This window comes from Sphingomonas glacialis (assembly GCF_006439055.1).
Classification (GTDB): Bacteria; Pseudomonadota; Alphaproteobacteria; order Sphingomonadales; family Sphingomonadaceae; genus Sphingomonas; species Sphingomonas glacialis_A.
In genome coordinates this window covers 307438-324909 of sequence record NZ_RCZC01000004.1, presented here as the reverse complement: position 1 = coordinate 324909, position 17472 = coordinate 307438, and the positions used below count along the sequence as shown (strand labels likewise).

General features: G+C 58.2%; 19 protein-coding genes and 1 pseudogene. 16 read left to right on the top strand and 4 right to left on the bottom strand.

Annotated elements, in window-relative coordinates; translation table 11 throughout:
- Positions 1 to 284 precede the first annotated feature (284 nt).
- The 3 genes from EAH76_RS16050 to EAH76_RS16040 all read left to right on the top strand — a co-directional run bounded on the left by EAH76_RS16050 (position 285) and on the right by EAH76_RS16040 (position 2488).
- Positions 285 to 734 (top strand): energy transducer TonB, encoded by a 450-nt coding sequence (locus EAH76_RS16050; protein ID WP_140851273.1) that lies wholly within the window; start codon positions 285 to 287, stop codon positions 732 to 734.
- Between the two features lie 286 nt (positions 735 to 1020).
- Positions 1021 to 1494 (top strand): hypothetical protein, encoded by a 474-nt coding sequence (locus EAH76_RS16045; RefSeq protein WP_140851272.1) that lies wholly within the window; start codon positions 1021 to 1023, stop codon positions 1492 to 1494.
- Positions 1495 to 1846: 352 nt separating this feature from the next.
- Positions 1847 to 2488: a hypothetical protein gene (locus tag EAH76_RS16040; protein WP_140851271.1), complete on the top strand. Its 642-nt coding sequence runs from the start codon at positions 1847 to 1849 to the stop codon at positions 2486 to 2488.
- Positions 2489 to 2640: 152 nt separating this feature from the next.
- Here EAH76_RS16040 and EAH76_RS16035 read toward each other — a convergent pair whose 3' ends face one another.
- The 3 genes from EAH76_RS16035 to EAH76_RS16025 all read right to left on the bottom strand — a co-directional run bounded on the left by EAH76_RS16035 (position 2641) and on the right by EAH76_RS16025 (position 4646).
- Positions 2641 to 3195 (bottom strand): recombinase family protein, encoded by a 555-nt coding sequence (locus EAH76_RS16035; RefSeq protein ID WP_140851270.1) that lies wholly within the window; start codon positions 3193 to 3195, stop codon positions 2641 to 2643.
- A gap of 102 nt (positions 3196 to 3297) precedes the next feature.
- Positions 3298 to 3747, bottom strand: a complete 450-nt coding sequence (locus EAH76_RS16030; protein WP_140851269.1) for an EF-hand domain-containing protein — start codon at positions 3745 to 3747, stop codon at positions 3298 to 3300.
- Positions 3748 to 3869: 122 nt separating this feature from the next.
- A complete protein-coding gene (locus tag EAH76_RS16025) occupies positions 3870 to 4646 on the bottom strand; it encodes a hypothetical protein (RefSeq protein ID WP_140851268.1) in 777 nt (258 codons plus the stop codon).
- Positions 4647 to 6229: 1583 nt separating this feature from the next.
- On the opposite strand from EAH76_RS16025, the gene EAH76_RS16020 reads away from it, so the two are divergent.
- The 11 genes from EAH76_RS16020 (at position 6230) to tnpB (ending at position 15621) form a co-directional block, all read left to right on the top strand.
- Entirely contained in the window at positions 6230 to 6763 is a 534-nt protein-coding gene (locus EAH76_RS16020; RefSeq protein ID WP_140851267.1) for a hypothetical protein, read from the top strand.
- Between the two features lie 158 nt (positions 6764 to 6921).
- The gene (locus tag EAH76_RS16015) at positions 6922 to 7362 is read left to right on the top strand and encodes an META domain-containing protein (RefSeq protein WP_140851266.1); all 441 of its coding nucleotides are present in this window, start codon (positions 6922 to 6924) and stop codon (positions 7360 to 7362) included.
- A gap of 160 nt (positions 7363 to 7522) precedes the next feature.
- Positions 7523 to 7996: a hypothetical protein gene (locus EAH76_RS16010; protein WP_140851265.1), complete on the top strand. Its 474-nt coding sequence runs from the start codon at positions 7523 to 7525 to the stop codon at positions 7994 to 7996.
- A 233-nt stretch (positions 7997 to 8229) separates the two neighbouring features.
- Complete coding sequence (locus tag EAH76_RS16005; RefSeq protein WP_140851264.1) at positions 8230 to 8835, top strand: hypothetical protein; 606 nt, start codon at positions 8230 to 8232, stop codon at positions 8833 to 8835.
- A gap of 513 nt (positions 8836 to 9348) precedes the next feature.
- Positions 9349 to 9681 (top strand): hypothetical protein, encoded by a 333-nt coding sequence (locus EAH76_RS16000; RefSeq protein ID WP_140851263.1) that lies wholly within the window; start codon positions 9349 to 9351, stop codon positions 9679 to 9681.
- A 123-nt stretch (positions 9682 to 9804) separates the two neighbouring features.
- Complete coding sequence (locus EAH76_RS24520) at positions 9805 to 10389, top strand: hypothetical protein (RefSeq protein ID WP_140851262.1); 585 nt, start codon at positions 9805 to 9807, stop codon at positions 10387 to 10389.
- Between the two features lie 12 nt (positions 10390 to 10401).
- Complete coding sequence (locus EAH76_RS15990; RefSeq protein WP_140851261.1) at positions 10402 to 11337, top strand: nucleotidyl transferase AbiEii/AbiGii toxin family protein; 936 nt, start codon at positions 10402 to 10404, stop codon at positions 11335 to 11337.
- A 108-nt stretch (positions 11338 to 11445) separates the two neighbouring features.
- On the top strand, positions 11446 to 12561 hold the full coding sequence (locus EAH76_RS15985) for a metallophosphoesterase family protein (protein WP_140851260.1): 1116 nt from the start codon (positions 11446 to 11448) through the stop codon (positions 12559 to 12561).
- Positions 12558 to 13529: an AAA family ATPase gene (locus tag EAH76_RS24515; protein WP_241659735.1), complete on the top strand. Its 972-nt coding sequence runs from the start codon at positions 12558 to 12560 to the stop codon at positions 13527 to 13529. Before EAH76_RS15985 ends, EAH76_RS24515 begins: the two co-directional genes overlap by 4 nt.
- 50 nt (positions 13530 to 13579) lie before the next feature.
- The gene (locus EAH76_RS24510; RefSeq protein ID WP_241659734.1) at positions 13580 to 15130 is read left to right on the top strand and encodes an ATP-binding protein; all 1551 of its coding nucleotides are present in this window, start codon (positions 13580 to 13582) and stop codon (positions 15128 to 15130) included.
- Between the two features lie 35 nt (positions 15131 to 15165).
- Positions 15166 to 15621 (top strand): IS66 family insertion sequence element accessory protein TnpB, encoded by a 456-nt coding sequence (tnpB, locus tag EAH76_RS15975; RefSeq protein WP_140851259.1) that lies wholly within the window; start codon positions 15166 to 15168, stop codon positions 15619 to 15621.
- Between the two features lie 91 nt (positions 15622 to 15712).
- Here tnpB and EAH76_RS15970 read toward each other — a convergent pair.
- A pseudogene (locus EAH76_RS15970) lies at positions 15713 to 15994 on the bottom strand (transposase); the annotation flags it as partial.
- A 301-nt stretch (positions 15995 to 16295) separates the two neighbouring features.
- Here EAH76_RS15970 and EAH76_RS15965 point away from each other — a divergent pair.
- Both EAH76_RS15965 and EAH76_RS15960 read left to right on the top strand, forming a co-directional pair.
- Positions 16296 to 16751, top strand: a complete 456-nt coding sequence (locus EAH76_RS15965; protein WP_140851258.1) for a hypothetical protein — start codon at positions 16296 to 16298, stop codon at positions 16749 to 16751.
- A gap of 35 nt (positions 16752 to 16786) precedes the next feature.
- A complete protein-coding gene (locus tag EAH76_RS15960) occupies positions 16787 to 17446 on the top strand; it encodes a hypothetical protein (RefSeq protein ID WP_140851257.1) in 660 nt (219 codons plus the stop codon).
- Positions 17447 to 17472: the final 26 nt, after the last annotated feature.

Genomic DNA, 17472 nt, shown 5'->3' with positions numbered 1-17472 from the left:
GATCAGTAACGGCGGACCGATGGGACTAGTGCTGCAAATTTCAGGAAAGTCCTTGCAACCTGGCCAGTCAGTTGACTGCTGGACGCCAACGGTCGTGGCGTTGCAGCATTTGTTAGAAAAGATTTTTGCACCACCGCAAGCCGAATAGCCAAGAACAATTCGTTATGAACCTGTAAAATTTAAAAAAGGTCCTTCCTTTTAGGGAGGGGTATCACGTTGCTCCAGTCAGATATTGCCATGCGGACTCTCGGAAGCAGGCGTGCTGCTTCCTACCAGGTCCGGCCATGCCTGATGCAAAAATCAAAAGTTTTGCATCAACGCGGGTTCGTAAAGCAGCCAGTTGGCTGACGACCATTAGCGGTCATCTAATCGTCATGTGCCCCGCCGTAGAGTCAAGTACGCTCACCAGCTTGGGTGGGCAGGGAGGCGGCAGAATGAAGACGCATTTATGGATTGTAATGGCGTCGCTTCTGATGGCGGGCGGAGCCGAAGCAGAAGCGCAACACGACGATTACCCTGCTCTGGCCTTGCGAATGCGGCATGAGGGTCAAGTTCGCTATCATGCGGAATATGGCCCCGACGGTCGCTTAACGGAATGCACAATCACGAAGTCTAGCGGGTATCCCGAACTCGACGCTCAAACCTGCATGTTGGCTAAACGATCAGCCGAGGCTCATCCGCAGATTTCGGGATCGAAAGATGGCACTGTCAAATGGACGCTGCCAAAGACCTAGATGTGTGAAATTTGGCCAGTAAGGTGGCTTTCGATATTCTGCGGCGAAGCAGACGTTCCGTTTTCCCACCAGTTTTCCAAGTTCGTGATGCGAAACTCACTGATTTTGCATCGGGCTGGGATCGGTGAAGATCCGATGGTTTTGTGATGTAGAAATCTGATGCGTATCGTTGGTCGCGAATGGCTGAGTTTGGTGGGCCGTGGAAGGGAAGCGCGCGGTGACGCGATTGTCATTAGCAGACATCGCAGCCGACACTTACGACATACCTAAGCGAGCAGGAGTGGTTATGCGCAGACAAGCTATGATGACGGTACGTGGGCTCGCGGTCAGCATGATGCTCACCAGTGGTGCGATCGCCTCGGCTCCGCCGGCGCCTCCGGTTTTCATCGATGAGCTCGCAACGCGAATCGTTCCCACGCAGAGCGCAGCCAGCTTCGACGCGTATTGCGCCACGTTTGCAAACGACCTCACGGTCACGGTGGATGGTAAGCGAATTGCCGGAAACAAGGCGGCGTGGGTTGCTGCTGAGCACCATAGGCTCGGTAAGGTCGATCGCTTCGTGGTGGGCTTCGCGGAGGGTTACGACGCTCTCCTAGTGATTGAACGATACGATGACCGATCCGATCTGCCTGTATCGCCGTCGGTGCTGTTTGATCCACGGTACAAGGCTCGAGCGGTGCGCTACGCGGTCGGCCCCGACCATCTCATCCACACCATTCAAATCGCTGAGACGGATGGCGTGTTTCAGGTCCCCAAATAAACGCGATCGTCTCGACCTTAGCGCCAAGCTACCGCAATGATCCTGGTCGCTTTCTGCCGTCCCGATTGTTGCGAAAGGATTCCCTTTGCGACAGCAGCTTTCGGGAAACAGACGGTCGCAAACCGACCAGTTGTTGCCAGTCGGGGGCCAATTCTTGACGCCTGAAAGCGGTCGTCGCCAATGTTGCAATAGAGGTCTTTTTGCAATGTCGGGAAACACGTTCTGAGTGACGTAATTGTCATTGGCTGGCGGCCTCATGCCGAAGTAGAACTTGCACGCTGTTCGGTAACCCTGCGCGCCAACTTAGTAGGTCGAAACATCAAGGGGCGCAAAGCGCTCGAAGGCGGTCAGTATGCCCGGTCAGATTAAGTGGAAAACGCCCGATGGCCGAAGGCCGAGCGTCTATTTTCTGCTCACCGTTAAGTGGCGAGATGGGCCAGTTTGGATGCCGTTCCTATTTGCGGCGTTTTTTGTTTTCACGCTCTGGTCTTCGCCGCTCCTGCCGCAAATTTTTGGCCCTAATCCAGATTATAGCAAGGTGACCTTTGCTGACGGTCATTTTGGCAAGCGGTACTCAAACAAAAGCTTTTATCAGTTCATGGATATTAGCGGCCGGATAGTCTATTTGTCATGCTGGCCACGGATGCGCATAAATTCATGCATCAACGGGATGTTTGGGCCACAAGAAGCAGTCCGAATAGCATATGCTCCAATGCCCCGGAGTATCTTCCGGTCAGAATCAGGCGTTATATTGGGTCTATGGCGAAACGGCTATAAACTACTGGACCCGGCAGCTACAGAAAAGCACTTAACACGACATATCGATCGTTTTTCTCCTCTATTGATATTATTTGATATTTTAGAGGGATTTGCTATTTTGATTCTAGTTATACTCTTCATGTCAATTATTTGCGGAATGGTTGAAGGGATCAAGCGGATGGCTCATTCCTGGACGCAATCGCGCTCGCCTACCGACCCGACACTGACGCCTTAATTTTAGCCCCCAGGTTGCGTTTCACGTTTACCATCTAAATTGGAAGCCGAGTGAAAGTCGACCGGCAGCTTCCGGGCGGCGGAGGGGACGGTCCGGAAACGCCAACCTCCATCGCGAAAGCGGACGGACCGTTTCCCATCAACTCTAAACGTTCAGTCCTGCTTTCGAGACAATCTCGATATTGTCGCCTGGTCGACACCCAGCAAGGCAGCGACAGTGCGCTGCGTATCGCCAGCTGCGAGCCGTCGCAGGGCCTCAGCCTGCTGGTGAGGGGTAAGGGCAGCACGTCGGCCGAACTTCACGCCACGGGCCTTCGCTTGGACCCTACCAGCAGCGGTGCGTTCGGTGATCCGATGGCGCTCGTAGCTCGCCGCAACACCCAGCACGGCAATGATGACATCGGCGAACTGTGAGGTGGTATCCACCATCGGCTCCGCGATCGAGCGAAAGCCGGCTCCAGCCTCCTTCACCGCGTGGAGGATGTTCAACAGGTCGCGCGTGTTGCGGGCGAGACGATCGGTGGATGTCACCATCAGCACGTCGCCCGCATCGAGCGCGCTGATCGCGCGCTTAAGCTGAGGCCGCTCGGCGGTCCCGCCACTGATCTTCTCGCGATAGAGCTTCGTGCAGCCTGCGGCGTCGAGCTGGGCGAGCTGCTGCGCTAGGTCCTGCCCGTTGGATGAGACACGCGCATAGCCGTAAATCATGCGCCGATTGTGCATTGGATTTATGCATCATGGAAGTGTCGGGTTTTGGGCGTTTTTCCATTTGATGCAAAACTTGTGATTTTCGCATCAGTGATGCACGATCTAACGATGCGAAAGCGACACCCCCTCAGGCGTTTGCCCGTCACTCATAACCGCTTGCGCGAACGCCATCCGTTCCTTCGGCGTCACCACTCCATCGTGGTTCGTATCCGCGAGCGCGAAATCCCGTTTTGCCCACGCGATCGCCTCGGCGAGGGATAACCGACCGTCCTTGTCAGTGTCGCTTGCCTCAAAAAGTGCTGCTGACAACGGGGGTAACGGATGAGTTGCGTTGGTTCCTGGTATCGCCAAACCGTTCATCGTTTTTGTGATGAAGCCGGCCATTTCTACTCGGGTGATGTAGCCATTACCATCAGCATCCATCTTCCTGTGGAGCGCCGTAGCGCTGGCCACGGTCGTCGCCTCGGTTTCACAACCTACCGGATCGGGCGCAGATATCACGCCAGAAGCGGCCGCCTGCGCAGCGAGGATCAAAAGGACAAATACCGCCATAGCTCGTACTATGCCGTCGCGACATTACGTGTTGCTGAAGGGAAGATGGAAATCGACTCAACGCGGACGATTTGTACTCCATCGAATGATGCAAAACTTTTGAGTTTTGCATCATTTCCAGGTCACTTAACTCGTCGAAGGAGGTAGGTTTTTTCAACTCCGTCAGCCTCGCGATGAACACTGACCTTGATGGTGTGACGGTCCGGCTGAAGGCGTAGCGTCTGCAACGCGGTCTTCTTGCCGTCGAGGGACATGCTCACGATCACGGTGTCGTTCGCCTGGGTCGTCACGCTGACCCGACCCGTCTCAGCGTCACCACGAATTGAGACGGGCGGGCCGCCAATAACGGCAGTGTAGCCGTAGCCGTCATGCCCTAGGAGGCTGTAGCGACCGTCACGAAGCCTGATCGTGTCGATCAAGCGCGCTTGGCTGGTCTTGATCGATACAGCACGCCAATCGCCCGACACCAGATGCTCGCCGGGGCTGTGTCGCCCGTCGCGAGCGGAATCGATCACGGTCGAAACTGCGCGGCCATTCGGTTTGCCGAAATCGGTGATCGTCCTTCGCATCGATTGCCCGTCGACGGAAGCGGTGTAGGTTATTGAGTAGATCAGCTTGCCTCTAAAGCGATCGAGTTCTCGTACGCGACGTCGATCCAGGATTGTGACGGCTACCGCGTCTACATAGGGGGCGTCGCCAAGGGAGTGGAACGTCCCATCGGCCGGTACACTGACCGCTCCCTTGCTCCTCGAAAACCGCTTACCCTTCACCACAATCCGTTCCGGCTCTGGCTCCTTGCTCAATGTGCTGAGGTCTGTGGTCCAGTCGCCATTGAAGTCATTCAGGGAGGAAGCAGGCTGATCGGCGAACAGCACGAGCGAAAGTAGGATTGGAAGCATCTGCGGATAGTAAGCGCTCTCCTATTCGATGCAAACTTTCGAAGGTAGCAGAGGCGCTAACGGCGGCTACTGGGTCGTATCTACCGTCTCAAAAGGGACCCCTTTCGCGACCGAATCGCGGCACAGAAGACACCCCGTCACCTCCGCAGATTGGCCTCGATAATGGTGAGATGCTGCGAGCTTATCGGCTTCTCGGCAACTGGATCAGTGATCGCACCCGTCGCGCGATTCACATGTACCCAGCCAACGAGGCAAGATGGTGAAGTACAATTCCGGGCGAACAGACGGAACGTCCACCCGTCATGATCCCAATCGCCCTTTCGAGCGGCTACGTCAGCGCCCCTGCGTTTGGCGTCGAGTGCATAGGGGGTCTGAAATGCCAGCTCGCGGGCTTGATGATAGGTAAAGGGCGCCGAGATCGAAACCAAATTCGCCAATAGGAAAAGCATTGCCGGGCCCTCCAAACTTCTACCTTCTTACCCGATTTTTCGAGAAAGGCAGGGAGCGAAAACGGCAGGATTGGCCATTCCCGAAATGTCATCGTTTTTGGCAAAGCAGCCATTCCGTTGTCGCTCACGTCTCGCCGTTCATAGCTCAAATCGAGCCGCTCCGAAGCGGCCGTTCAGCGCGTACTCAATAATTGCATGTGTAAGTCGCTGAATAAGCGTCAGTGCCGCCAGTCAACCCGTTGATCATAACAGTCACGTTTCGTGGGAGGCCTGTGGCCAACGATTTATCCTGCCTTGGATCGACTGCAACCCAAACATCCAGGGCAGAGGAGGACGGAAGGAATCTTCCGCCATTTCGAATTGGGTTCCGGCCTTCATATCGCAGGGTCCTGATTGATCCGCCGATAACCGCGATTGCCTGCCGTCCAGCCTCGCTTGCGACCAAGCGAAGTTCATTCCCGACCTTCAATTCGCAATGTCGGGGAGTGGCGAGTGCCGCCTTTGCGTCGTTCGGAGCAAGGCTGGAGAGTTTGGGAGCCATAGCGTTCATAGGTGGTGGGCTGGCAGCCCGCATCGGAACTTGCCCTACCCCCGCCGTAGCTCCCAAAACGGCTACTGCGATTACCACCGTGTTCTTCGTCCGCCTCATTTCCGATTCTCCTCTCGCCTCACGATATTGGCGGTAGGCTTAAGGATACATAAGGCGGAATGACCGCTCCTCGGTGCCCTTCCACCTGAAAGCAGTGGGACGGCTAACCACCAGAGATTGCTACTCGTGATCGGCGCAAATCCCTTCTCATATCCGCGCGCATGACGAGTTTTGGGAAACCGCTGGCGCTCTCACTCAACCATCCTTGTGGGCAAGCCCGCCCCTCTCGATCGCGGTTCGTTTACGGGACGAACGGGAAGGCATTAGCTGCTTGCCACCGGGCGTTAACTTCTCCGCGCTAGCTCAAAGCCGATCGGAGTGAGTTCGACATGATAACTGGTAAGTCCGTTTTTGCTGCGTGCTTCGCCGGCCTCTTTGCCTCGCCGCCTGCGATGGCCGGGACAGTCAGCCACGGATACGCCTGCTCAGCGACAGCCTTCACCACTATTGGGGGCCTCGACGGAGTGGGCGAAGGTAGCGTTTCCATGTCCCTCGATGAAAACTATAGCCCCCTCTCTACTACAATTTCGTACAACGTCCGTGATCGGGTGACAGGGCTCGGGCAGTTCGAGGCAAGCTGGCCAATAACAGGCCGCGTCCAATTCGAGGTGCCGTCCGGCCCGGGTTATGTTCGCATATTATTCCGCGCTAGCGTTCCGGATGATTTTGTCTTGTCTGTATCGCTGGATGGTGCGCCTGTCGGAACGCATAGAATTCGCCGATCAGGACAATATGTTTCTGATCGCGACGCGATCGGCTTTGCATCCAGAAAGCGTTTGACCCAAGCTGCGGTGAGCGAGCGCGACCATCCCTGGATACCTGATCTCCGTGGCCATAACACCGTGAGCTATGACATTCGATTCCCCGGCGCCCCCGCTATTGGTCAAACCTATCTTCTGCCGGACTGGCATGCGGTCCGGAAACAAGTCGCAAGTGCGCTCGCGACGGCCGAAAAGCTACGACGAAAACATCGCTGCGATCCCACCGTCTCTATTCGGCAAGCTGATCTGTCTGGCTGATGCAATTCAGCGCTCATTGACCGCGTTTGCTTCCGCCACCCCCAAAATTCCCGAAACTCGATCGTTTTTGGCAAAGTCGCCATTCCGCTAGCGACCATACCTGGTCGTCACAATGTGCTATGCCCTCGCGCTGATAGTGGAAAGTCGGAGGCAAAACAGTGACGAAGCGGGCCATATTGGTCGTTGGAATGTTCGCCGCGTTTTCCCCTGACGCGGGGGTTTCCCACCCTGCCGAGCGCGGGCCGTCGGATCACGTCTGGGTTTTAGAAAAATTTCAGAGCGAAAGGGTGATCGAGCGCGGAATGGAGGTCGCAACGTTGAGGTTCAATTCTGATCACACGGTCACCGGCACCTGGGCATGCAACAGTATAGGCCCCGGCAAGCTGAAGTGGGAGAATATTTCTGGCCAGATGCACGGGAAGCTCGCGACGGACGGAGCAAGTGCTAGGATTATCACTGTCGTCGGGTGTGATAATGCGCGTGTTGTGGCCATAGCGAACCGCTTCTGGCTGCGGGTGGAGACCGCGCGTAAGTGGTCCATTGATCAGAAGGGACTGTCGGTCCGTTTCGCGGACGGGTCGTCCGCTCGCTTCGTATGAGCAGAGGTCGAAAGGCAGTTAGCGATCAGACTCGATATGTTCTGACGCAAAAATCAACCCTATCGCGACAACCGGGTCGGCAAAAGCGCCTATTTGCGGTGATAGACTTAGGTGCGCATACGAGGCCGCATTGCCTTGCGGCCATCTACTTGGAGCCCTCATGTTAATCGCTTTGCTCATCTCTGCGGCTTTATCCTCCGAGCCGAACGACGTGCCGGGTTTTGCTCAGTTCCAAATGAGTCGGTCGCTAATATACATTACGGAAACGGTAGATATTGCCGCGTACCGGGATGAGCGGCTCAATCGGCTTGAGTACAAAATCCGCTATAACTGGAGTCAGCAGTTTTCTCCCAGAAAGATCGACGCGGTAATAAACAGCACTGATTGCCCTGCCATTCATCAGATCGTGACTAGGATGGGTAAGCTTCAAATGCCGCAACCTTTGCCAATTGTTGACAGTGAGCTGCCGCCTCCGCCGATTATGGACGGAAATTACTATGAACTGACGGCGCCATCGTCGTTCGGGAATGGACACCTCACCATCACTTCTAACGGGGGTACTCCCCTTGCCATATGGGTCGAACATGCTTTGGCTGCCTTGCTGCCTTGCCTTCCTTCGACGCCGCTCCCTTAAACATCTGCTTCCCACCACAGATCGCCGTTCGCGATCAACGCAGACCCGTTCTCATATCCACATGCGCGACAAGTTTTGGGAAGCCGCTGGCGTTCTCACTGGAGGATCCGTTTCGAGGATGCAGTCGGCTTCTCTATCGTTGTTCGTTTGTGGGAAAGCCGCATCGGTCGCCTCCGCAATAGCGGCCATGTTTTCGATCCGGTATACCCGCGTCAGCGATGGAGAAATGACCGATGCTGATGGCGTTTTTTCTGGCGGGACTGCTATCTGCACCCGAAGACGGCGCACCTGCTGGTCAGGTAAGGTGGCATCCAAGCAACGATAGAAATGAAGTGAAGGTGTACGGTGCGCCGTGCCCGCCACCAGCCAAAGATGAAGTTGCATCTTGTCATTGGAGCATACCGGAAGTACCTCATGGAGTAAGCGCTTTCATTAAGGACCATCATCTTAGACGATACGGCGTAGTATTCGCTGATTTGAATGGAGACAACCAGCCCGAAGCGTTGATATATGCTGTTGCAACGGTCGGTGGGGGGAATGCTGATCTTTGCGGAACCGGAGGTTGCGATCTTTATATCCTCACGTCGATCCGTTCCGGTTATCGTCAAGTGGGCCGGGTCTCAGTCAGTCGTTTACCCGTTCGTATATTGTCTAGTACGACCCACGGCTGGCACGACTTGAGCGTCCGGGTCGCCGGAGGCGGCGTCACGACAGGCTACGATGCGCGATTGCGGTTTGAAGGACAAAGCTATCCATCTAATCCTAGTGTATTACCTGCGATGCAAACTGTTGATGCTAAAGCCGTGACCGCCATCGGCAATATTCCTCCGCTACCATAGCTTACAGATACCGGCACGGTGGGGATCAAAGGGGTCGCCCTTTGGCCCGAATCTCGGAAATTCCCAAAATGCGATCCCTTTTGAGAAGCCTGACCCCGCCGCGCCCGTCCGCTGAGACTCACTGTGAACGCCGACGATCTCAATCGCCGGCATAATATCCGAAAAAGGGGTGTTTTCCGACATGGCAGGTCACTCCCCTCTCACTCAATAGGGGGATCGCTGGAATGGGTCACGAAGCCGCGCATCGTGTTCGCGTAGTGTGAGTGGCAGGTTTGGGAGAAGCCGCCGTTCACACCTTTGTTGAAGAACGGCGTGAGTTGGTCGAATTCGGCCTGCAGCGAGACCCATTATCTTCCGTTCAACTGTCTTCAGCCGCTTCCGACACGCGCAGCGACCCAGGGCCGCCTGGGCTGGGTTCTGGTGTCGTCCGTCGATATCGGTTATAACAACAGTCGGTTAAGGTCGTGTATAAGACACCTTATCGCCGAGATGGGCGTTTATATGAGACACTAGATGCGATCGACCGTCGTTGATACGCTTCCGCTTCCGGTAAGACGCAGCTTGAAAAAGCTTGGCGCCGATATCGCGCTGGCGCGCAAGAAGCGCAGCCTCACTGTGGTCATGATGGCCGAACGGATTGTTGTCGCCAAGAGTACGTATCTCAAGCTGGAAAAGGGCGATCCAACCGTTGCGCTTGGCACATACGCCATGTCCTTTTTCGTTCTAGGCTTTGGCGAAAGCCTCGGAGAGATCCTTGATGCCAGGAAGGACGAGCAGGGTCTATTCCTCGACATTGAGCGAATGCCGCAGCGGGTCCGCAGACCCAAGCCGCCTGTGTCTCTGTGAAGCGAACAATCGGCAACCCGGGTGCATCCACCAAGCGTAACCGAGCAGCTGCTGCATGATTTTTTAATGAGAAGTTGAACAAGCCGAGTGTACGGTCTATCTCCCCGGGACGAGGAAAAAACGATGACCGCCCTGACAGAACTCACCAAGCACCTGCGTCCCGGACAGGTTTACCGCCGCAAGGATCTGGCGCGCTGGTCCACGTCCGTGGATCGCCACCTTAAGCAGCTGCTCATCGAAGGGCGTCTCGAGAAAGTCGCTGGCGGCCTCTACATGGCTCCGCGCAAGACCCGCTTCGGTAACGCTCCGGCAACGCCCGAGAAGCTGGTGAGGAGCTTCCTTGGTGAGGATCGTTTTTTGATGGTCTCGCCGAGCGCCTTCAATGGTCTGGGCGTGGGCACGACACAGCTTCACAACGAGCCGGTGGTTTACAACCGTAAGCGCCACGGTCGCTACAAGCTCGACGGGCGGACCTACGATTTCCGGATGCGCGCGACTGTGCCGGCCCAGCTTTCGCAGGAGGTGCTCCTGGTCGATCTGCTCCACAATCTCGATCGCTTGCCCGAGGACAGGGCGGAGGTGCTGCCGCGCGCACTCGAGCGGGCAAAGACGATGGACAAGAAGCGTCTTGCACGAGCGGTTAAGGACTTCGGCTCGGCACGCGCCGAGCGCCTCCTGGCGCCGACACTTCATGCTGTGCCCGCCTGAGCGCAGCCATCCATGCTTCTTCATGAGAGTTGGGACTTCCGTGACCTGATCGGCGTCGCCGCTCGCGATCTCGCGATCGATCCAGGCCTGGTCGAGAAGGACTATTGGATCATGCACGCCCTCTGGGGCCTGCAACAGCTCGGGCTACGCTTCGAGCTCAAAGGCGGAACGTCTCTGTCAAAGGGCTTCCAACTGATCCACCGCTTCTCTGAGGACATCGACATCCTCATCCATCCGGATCGCGATCTTCCTCGCGGGCCCAACCAGAACAAGCCGGCCCATGTGGAGGCGCGCCGCGGGTTCTATGACGGGCTCCCGGCCCGCTTGGCGATCCCGGGCTTCGACGGGGCCTCGCGTGACCATGCCTTTGACGACGCGCGAATGCGCAGTGCCGGTATCCGGTTGCACTATCCCGCGCTCAATCCGCTTCCCAAAGGCTTGAAGACCGGTATCCTGCTGGAGGCCGGCTTCGATCAAGTGGCGCCCAACCGGCCGTGCCTGATTTCGTCCTGGGCCTACGATCGCGCGGTTCAGGCCGGTTCGGCGGAGTTCACCGACAATCGTGCGCGCGACGTTCATTGCTACGAGCCAGGCTACACGCTCGTCGAGAAGCTTCAGACCATCTCTACCAAATTCCGTCGTCAGCAGGAGACGGGCTCGCTGCCCCAAAACTTCCTACGTCATTATTACGACGTTTATTGTCTGCTCGACGATTTAGGCGTGCAGGCCTTCGTGGGTACGGAGGCGTATTTTGCTCACAAAGCGGCGCGTTTTCCGAAAGCCGATGATCCTGACATCTCTCGAAACCCGGCTTTCCGACTTGACGATGGTGCTACGCGGACCGCCTTCGGGCGGGCCTATCGACAGACCGCCGCGCTATACTATCGTGAGCAACCGCCATTTGAAGACCTGCTAGTGCGGATCGCTGCCCATGCCGGCCAGCTTTAGCCGCGCGAGGAGCCGTGCACATCCCTACAGGCTAAGAAGCGACGTTTAGCCTAGGGCGGGGGAAGCAGGTCAGCCGCAACAGCTATCCTTCCACATCAGAAAGATCCGATGCTACGCCTGATCCACACAGCCGATTGGCAACTCGGCAAGCCCTATGGCCGCTTCGACAGCGATGTCCGTGCCGCGCTCAACGAGGCGCGCTTCGACGCGATCGATACGATCGGTAAAGCAGCCGTCGAGCACGGGGCCGAGCATGTCCTGGTCGCCGGCGATGTGTTCGATACCGAGGGGCCCGAAGATCGCGTGATCGTGCAGGCGGTGTCCCGGATGCAGCGATACGCCTGCACGTGGTGGCTGCTGCCCGGCAACCACGACTTCGCCCGCAACAGCGGCCTTTGGGACCGCGTCCGCGCCAAGGGAGCGGCGAACATCCGCATCGTTACCGAACCGATGCCGTGCGAGCTCGAACCTGGACATTGGCTTCTGCCAGCGCCGCTGACGCACCGGCACAATCTGGACGACCCGACGGGTTTGTTCGACATGATGGAGACGCCGGGCGCGACGCTCCGCATTGGTGTGGCCCATGGTTCGATCCGTGACTTCTCGTCGCGCGGCGAAGCGCAAAACCAGATTGCTCCCGATCGCGCTCACCGCTCGAACCTGGACTATCTTGCTCTTGGTGACTGGCACGGAGCGCTGCGAGTCGATGCACGGACCTGGTACTCGGGCACCCCGGAAACAGATCGGTTTCAGCGCGACGAACCAGGATATGCGTTGCTGGTGACGCTTGAGCCGGGCGTAGAGCCGATTGTGTCGCCGATCCGGACGGGCAGGTTTCAGTGGTTAATGCGGGATTGGACAATCCCGGACGCAGGCGCCTTTGCCGCCGAGTGTGACCGGCTGCTCAGCCCGATTGAACCGTCGGCAACGCTCCTGCAGCTGTCGCTTGCCGGAATCGTCAGCCTGTCCGACCGGATCGAGATCTTGGGCAGACTCGACAATGACCTACGCCATCGCCTGCGCCATTTGGCGGTAACGGCGGACGATTTGGTCGGTCGGCCTAGCGAGCAGGATCTGGCAGATCTCCAAGTGGAGGGGATGATCGGAACGGCTGCCGCCAAGCTGATGACCATGATCGAAACCGGAGGCAGCGATGGCGTGACCGCCAAACGGGCGCTCGAGCGCCTGTTTGTAGAATATCAGCGCGGACAGGGCGCAGCATGAGCCTCAAGATCCGGCGCATCGCGCTGACCAACTTCCGCAAGTTTCGCGATCCGTTCGTCCTTGATGGGCTGACCGACGGACTGAACGTCATCATCGAGCCGAATGAAACCGGGAAGTCCACGCTGCTCGAAGCCATGCGGGCGGCCTTCTTCATCCGGCACAACACAGCAAACCGTCTGGCGCGCAGCTATGCGCCGCATAATGAAGCGGTTGCTCCGCAGATCGAGATTGGGTTCGAAGCTAAAGGCGAGCAGTGGAAGGTCAACAAGCGCTTCCTGAAAGGGGCTTCGGTCGAGGTCCACGGGCCAAACGGCCGTGCACAAGGCGAAGATGCCGAAACCCAGTTGCAGGCATTGCTCGGCGCGCGTCGCGACACGAGCCAGGCCGGCGATGCGGCCGCGCACGGCGCGCTGGGACTGCTTTGGGTAGGGCAGGCGCAGGCGCTTGAGGTCACGCCACCTGGCGAGATCGTCCGCGACAGCGTGCGCGCGACGCTGGAGGCCGAGGTCGGCACCATCATGGGTGGCGCAGCCTACCAGCGTGTCCGGCCTCGGATCGACAGCCAATTCGCGGACTATTGGACGAACACCGGCAGGCCAAGCGGTCGGCAGTTGGCAGCGCGTACCGAGCTTGATGTTGCAGAATGGGCTGCGAATGAAGCGGTGACCCGGCTCGCCGTTCTCGAACAAGGTTTCTCCGATCTTGAGGCCGCTCGGGCCAAGCTCAAGGTGTTGGACCGTGATCTCGCCGATACGACGGACGCAGAGCGGCGTAAGACGCTAGTTGGTCAGATCGAGGTGGCGCGGTCAGCGGCACAGTTGCGCGATACCAGGCGGGCGGAGCAAGGCCGCCTTGGCGATCAGGTCAAGACACTGGAGATCTCACCGCGCGCCTCGCCGATGCTCGGAAGGCTGTCAGCGACACGGCCGCCGCGCTTGGCAAGGCCCGTGAGAAACGATCCGGCCTAGAAGACGAATTGACGAGCACGCGAGAGCGAGCGGGCACGGCGCGTGATAGTTTGTCGACGGCCCGCGACAACCGGCGCAAGGCGCATGCGGCGCTTGAGGCTGCTACCAAACGGGTTGCGGCGCGAGCACGCCACGTTGAGATCGCCCGGGTACGCCAGCGTCATACCGAATTGCTGCCCCTCGAAGCCGAGCTCGATGCGGCGCGCAAGCTTGGTTCGACCGTGATCCCCGCTAGCGCCATCAAGACTCTGGAGGAACGCGAACGTGCGGTCGACAAGGCGCGGGCGGCAGTTGAGGCCGGTGCGACCCGGATTGAGTTTGCGGGCGATGTCAGCGGCGTTCAGATCGACGGGATGTCGGCCGAGCGCGGTGCCCGGACGCTATCACGGGAGACGCTCATCCAGCTTGGCGGCGCCGAGCTGATCATCCGACCGCCAGCGGGGCTACAAAGCGCCCAAACGGCGCTCGCCAACGCCCGCGACGATCTGGCCGCGGCTCTGGCTGACCACGGGGTAACTAGCGTCGCCCACGCCCGGACTCGTAACGAGGTCGCACGTGATGCTGTTGCCAACGGCCGCACGCTCCAGGCTCAGATCGTCGGAATTACGCCCGCCGTGCCGTGGCTCGGTATCGACGCCGGTGCTGCGGCCCTGAAAACCTTCATGGCAGGATTGCCGGAAAGCGCGAAAGGGGAGCGAAGTGAGGAGGCACCGGACGTCGATGAGGCGGCGTCGGCGCACCTGCGCGAGCTGGAAGCGCGCAATGCACCCCTGGTGGTCCAGGCGGCCGGTGCCGAGCGTGATGCCGCCAACGCCGTAGCGCAGCTTGCTGTCCTGGAAGGTAAGCCTGAGGTTGCTCGCTTAGACGAGGCTCTGTCTGAAGCGCGTCAGCTGGAAGCGGCAGCGCTGGTCAGCCTGCAGGACGCCGAACGTGCTGCAACGGCGCATGATGTCGCGGTAATTGAGCGGCAGATCGGGGTGTTGGACAAACGGGTCGAGGTCGCCCGAACGCAACGCATTGATCTGGAAAAGGCAATCGCCGGCCTTGAGGCGCGGATCGAAGCCGAAGGGGGCAAGGGGCTTGCAGACCGCGCCGCGGCTGCGCGGGAAGAAGCGGAAGCTGCGGCCGCTAGCCTCGAGCGTATGACGGTAGAGGCGGACACGCTGAAGCTTCTTCGCGACACGTTGGAAGGCGCGCGTGCAGAAACGTCACGGACGTTTGTCGGGCCTGTCGCGCGCCGCGCGCGCCGGCACATCGAGCGGCTCCTGCCTGGCTGCGACCCGAGCTTTGGTGATGATCTTGGCCTGACCTCAATCGTGCGTGGGGGGCTCGGAGAGAATTGCGGCGACCTTTCCCGAGGCACACAGGAGCAACTCGCGGTCCTCACTCGGCTTGCCTTCGCGGACATGCTGCTGGAGCAAGGAGTGCCGGTGTCGTTGATCCTGGACGATCCGCTCGTCTATTCGGACGATGCTCGCCTTGATCTTATGACCGAGATACTGACAGAGGCCGCAACGCGAATGCAGGTCATTTTGCTGACTTGTCGCGACCGTGCTTTTCGGCACCTCGGCAACCGGATCAATCTTTTGAAAGGTGAGTAGCGACGCAGAGCGGAACTTCCGTTTGGCAGAAGGGGGTGGAAAGCGGCACGGCTGCTTCGGAGCAACAAATTTTAGATAAGCGGACTTTCGTTCACCTCGGCCAGGCGATGATCCCGGTCCGAAGCGACGTTCGGATCTGGCTCGCGACCGGCTGCACGGACATGCGGCCTGTGATGTTCGGCCCGGCGCTGCAGGTGCAGGTGCAGCAGGGGCTGAAGCGCGATCCGCACGCCGGTGATCTGTATATCTTCGGCGAGCGGCGAGGTGATCTGATCAAGGTGCTCTGGCACGACGGTGTGGGTACGTCGCTCTATGCCAAGCGGTTCGACCGCGGTCGGTTCATCTGGCCTGTGGATAGGCGTCCAAGCAGAACTCTATCTCTTCGCGGTACAAAACGTTTGAAAAGCCAAACGAATATGACTTTTCAGGGGGACCCGATCGGCACCGATTGCCCCCTAATCTCAAATCTATTCGCTTTTACAAATGTTTAGCCAGTTTTGGGCGGACTTCCGCTTCGACGCTTATCCACAACAAATGTTCTACCTTGCCGTTGTTTAGCGTAGAAACAGCGCTCTGCCCTCTTGTATAATCCGGCACCAGCCAATCCAGTCCTTCCATTTTGATCAGGCTCGCAACCAACCCCGTCACTTGCCGCAAAGGCAGGTTGAACAGCGTCATCAGCGTCAGGCGCAGCTCGATCGCGCTGTCTGAAAACCGCATCGGGCGGCCGGGACGACCACAAGGCACCGATAGCCAATGCACCTCTGGATCAAACCCTACTTCCAGCGACCCACGCCGCTTCAGCGCCGCATCATACTCAGGCCAGTTCGTCGTGCGATACACAGGTGCGGCAGGTTTGGGCATCACGCCCATCTATCCCGCTCGATTCCCTAAGTGAATCCCCAACGTCAGTTTGCAATAAAGCCCCGCCGATCCATACACAACGCCACACGAGGATCGCACAAACATCGATTTTTTACACAATATACGCAATTTAGAAGTCGCAGGTTGCAATTAGACGGCAAACATAGCCTCTTATACTTTACCCAATCGACCAAGCGGCCGCACGACGGATACCGCAGTGTGCGCCAGGACACCCACGCTTCTCCAGAAGCACGACTTCATCTCACGTTGTTCACGATTGTTATCAAGAGGCCGGCCGATCATGCGGAAAGTACAGGTTTGTTCCGACGACACCCGCCAAAGCCCAACCCGCTTTGCCGAAGCCTCGCCAGCCCCGTCACTCGCCAGCACACGTATCGCCATCCGTTTCAAGCGCGACAAATCTCGAGAGTTTGCGGGAAACATCCTCGCCCTTTCGACGCAATCCTGCACACTCGAAACCCCCTTCGAGCTCGAACCCAACACCAGAATATTCATCAGGATCCCTGGGCAAGATACGATCGTCGGTCACACGATCCGCATCGACAAACTCCAGGCCGATGTCGTTTTCCAAAGGGCGATCCACCCCTCCGTGCTCGAGCACATCCTTCGCCGCTATTCCGATCCCGCCGTGCGACTTCAGACATTTGCGTCCGGCATTTCGCTTGAATTCGCGGTGTACAAACTCAGGGCCGAGGCAATGCAAAATCTCGATCGGCCACAGCAAACGATCGATTGATGCTGCGCGCATAGGTGCATCATGGAGCGACTTGCTTGACATTTCTCAACAAGAACACCGCGGCGTCGGCGATATGTCTGATGGGCCTCGGCTTCATCGCTGCAGCGCTTTGCTTCGTATTATTCGGGCGGACTTTAAGCACGACGCAGATGTTCATAGTGTCGGTACTGGCTTTTGGCTTGGTCGTGATCGTCCTGCTCTCGCCATTACCTTCGCCGGTGAGAGCCATTCTGAGCATCGCCATCTGCTGCGCTGCGGTTTTGCTGTTCGCCCAACAGGACATATTCGGCCTGCGCAACGTCACGCATTCCGTCGCAGATGCAAGCTCCGGCCAAAGCAGTGCGGAAGAACCGGCGGTGGTCGAGGCCGCGAAGGCAGCTACCGAGGGACCGCCAGTGCATATCGCCTCGCCTGACGAGTCGGTGTCGCGCGAGTTCGTCGATTCGTTGAACGACACCATCACGCGCGATCGCACCCGTCTCGCCAGCGGGATCGCGCTGGACGGCGAAGTTCGGGCCTTGCCGGCAAGTGGAGACTATCGCTTCACCTGGGCGATCGCGCGAAATGGAGACAAGCTCTGGTGCGGAGTGATGACCAGCCCTTCGAAATCGGTCGCTAGCGCCGGTCATGAATTCGTGCGCGCGGTAGAGGGCGCGATCAAACGATCGACCCCTGACCGACTCGTTTGCCTGTGAAGCCCAAAGATCAAAGACCCATGCGT

Bases quoted from the DNA above. Each gene is read 5' to 3' on its own strand.
- EAH76_RS16050 (WP_140851273.1), top strand. From the start codon at position 285: ATGCCTGATGCAAAAATCAAAAGTTTTGCATCAACGCGGGTTCGTAAA.
- EAH76_RS16045 (WP_140851272.1), top strand. From the start codon at position 1,021: ATGCGCAGACAAGCTATGATGACGGTACGTGGGCTCGCGGTCAGCATG.
- EAH76_RS16040 (WP_140851271.1), top strand. From the start codon at position 1,847: ATGCCCGGTCAGATTAAGTGGAAAACGCCCGATGGCCGAAGGCCGAGC.
- EAH76_RS16035 (WP_140851270.1), bottom strand. From the start codon at position 3,195: ATGATTTACGGCTATGCGCGTGTCTCATCCAACGGGCAGGACCTAGCG.
- EAH76_RS16030 (WP_140851269.1), bottom strand. From the start codon at position 3,747: ATGGCGGTATTTGTCCTTTTGATCCTCGCTGCGCAGGCGGCCGCTTCT.
- EAH76_RS16025 (WP_140851268.1), bottom strand. From the start codon at position 4,646: ATGCTTCCAATCCTACTTTCGCTCGTGCTGTTCGCCGATCAGCCTGCT.
- EAH76_RS16020 (WP_140851267.1), top strand. From the start codon at position 6,230: ATGTCCCTCGATGAAAACTATAGCCCCCTCTCTACTACAATTTCGTAC.
- EAH76_RS16010 (WP_140851265.1), top strand. From the start codon at position 7,523: ATGTTAATCGCTTTGCTCATCTCTGCGGCTTTATCCTCCGAGCCGAAC.
- EAH76_RS16005 (WP_140851264.1), top strand. From the start codon at position 8,230: ATGCTGATGGCGTTTTTTCTGGCGGGACTGCTATCTGCACCCGAAGAC.
- EAH76_RS16000 (WP_140851263.1), top strand. From the start codon at position 9,349: ATGCGATCGACCGTCGTTGATACGCTTCCGCTTCCGGTAAGACGCAGC.
- EAH76_RS24520 (WP_140851262.1), top strand. From the start codon at position 9,805: ATGACCGCCCTGACAGAACTCACCAAGCACCTGCGTCCCGGACAGGTT.
- EAH76_RS15990 (WP_140851261.1), top strand. From the start codon at position 10,402: ATGCTTCTTCATGAGAGTTGGGACTTCCGTGACCTGATCGGCGTCGCC.
- EAH76_RS15985 (WP_140851260.1), top strand. From the start codon at position 11,446: ATGCTACGCCTGATCCACACAGCCGATTGGCAACTCGGCAAGCCCTAT.
- EAH76_RS24515 (WP_241659735.1), top strand. From the start codon at position 12,558: ATGAGCCTCAAGATCCGGCGCATCGCGCTGACCAACTTCCGCAAGTTT.
- EAH76_RS15965 (WP_140851258.1), top strand. From the start codon at position 16,296: ATGCGGAAAGTACAGGTTTGTTCCGACGACACCCGCCAAAGCCCAACC.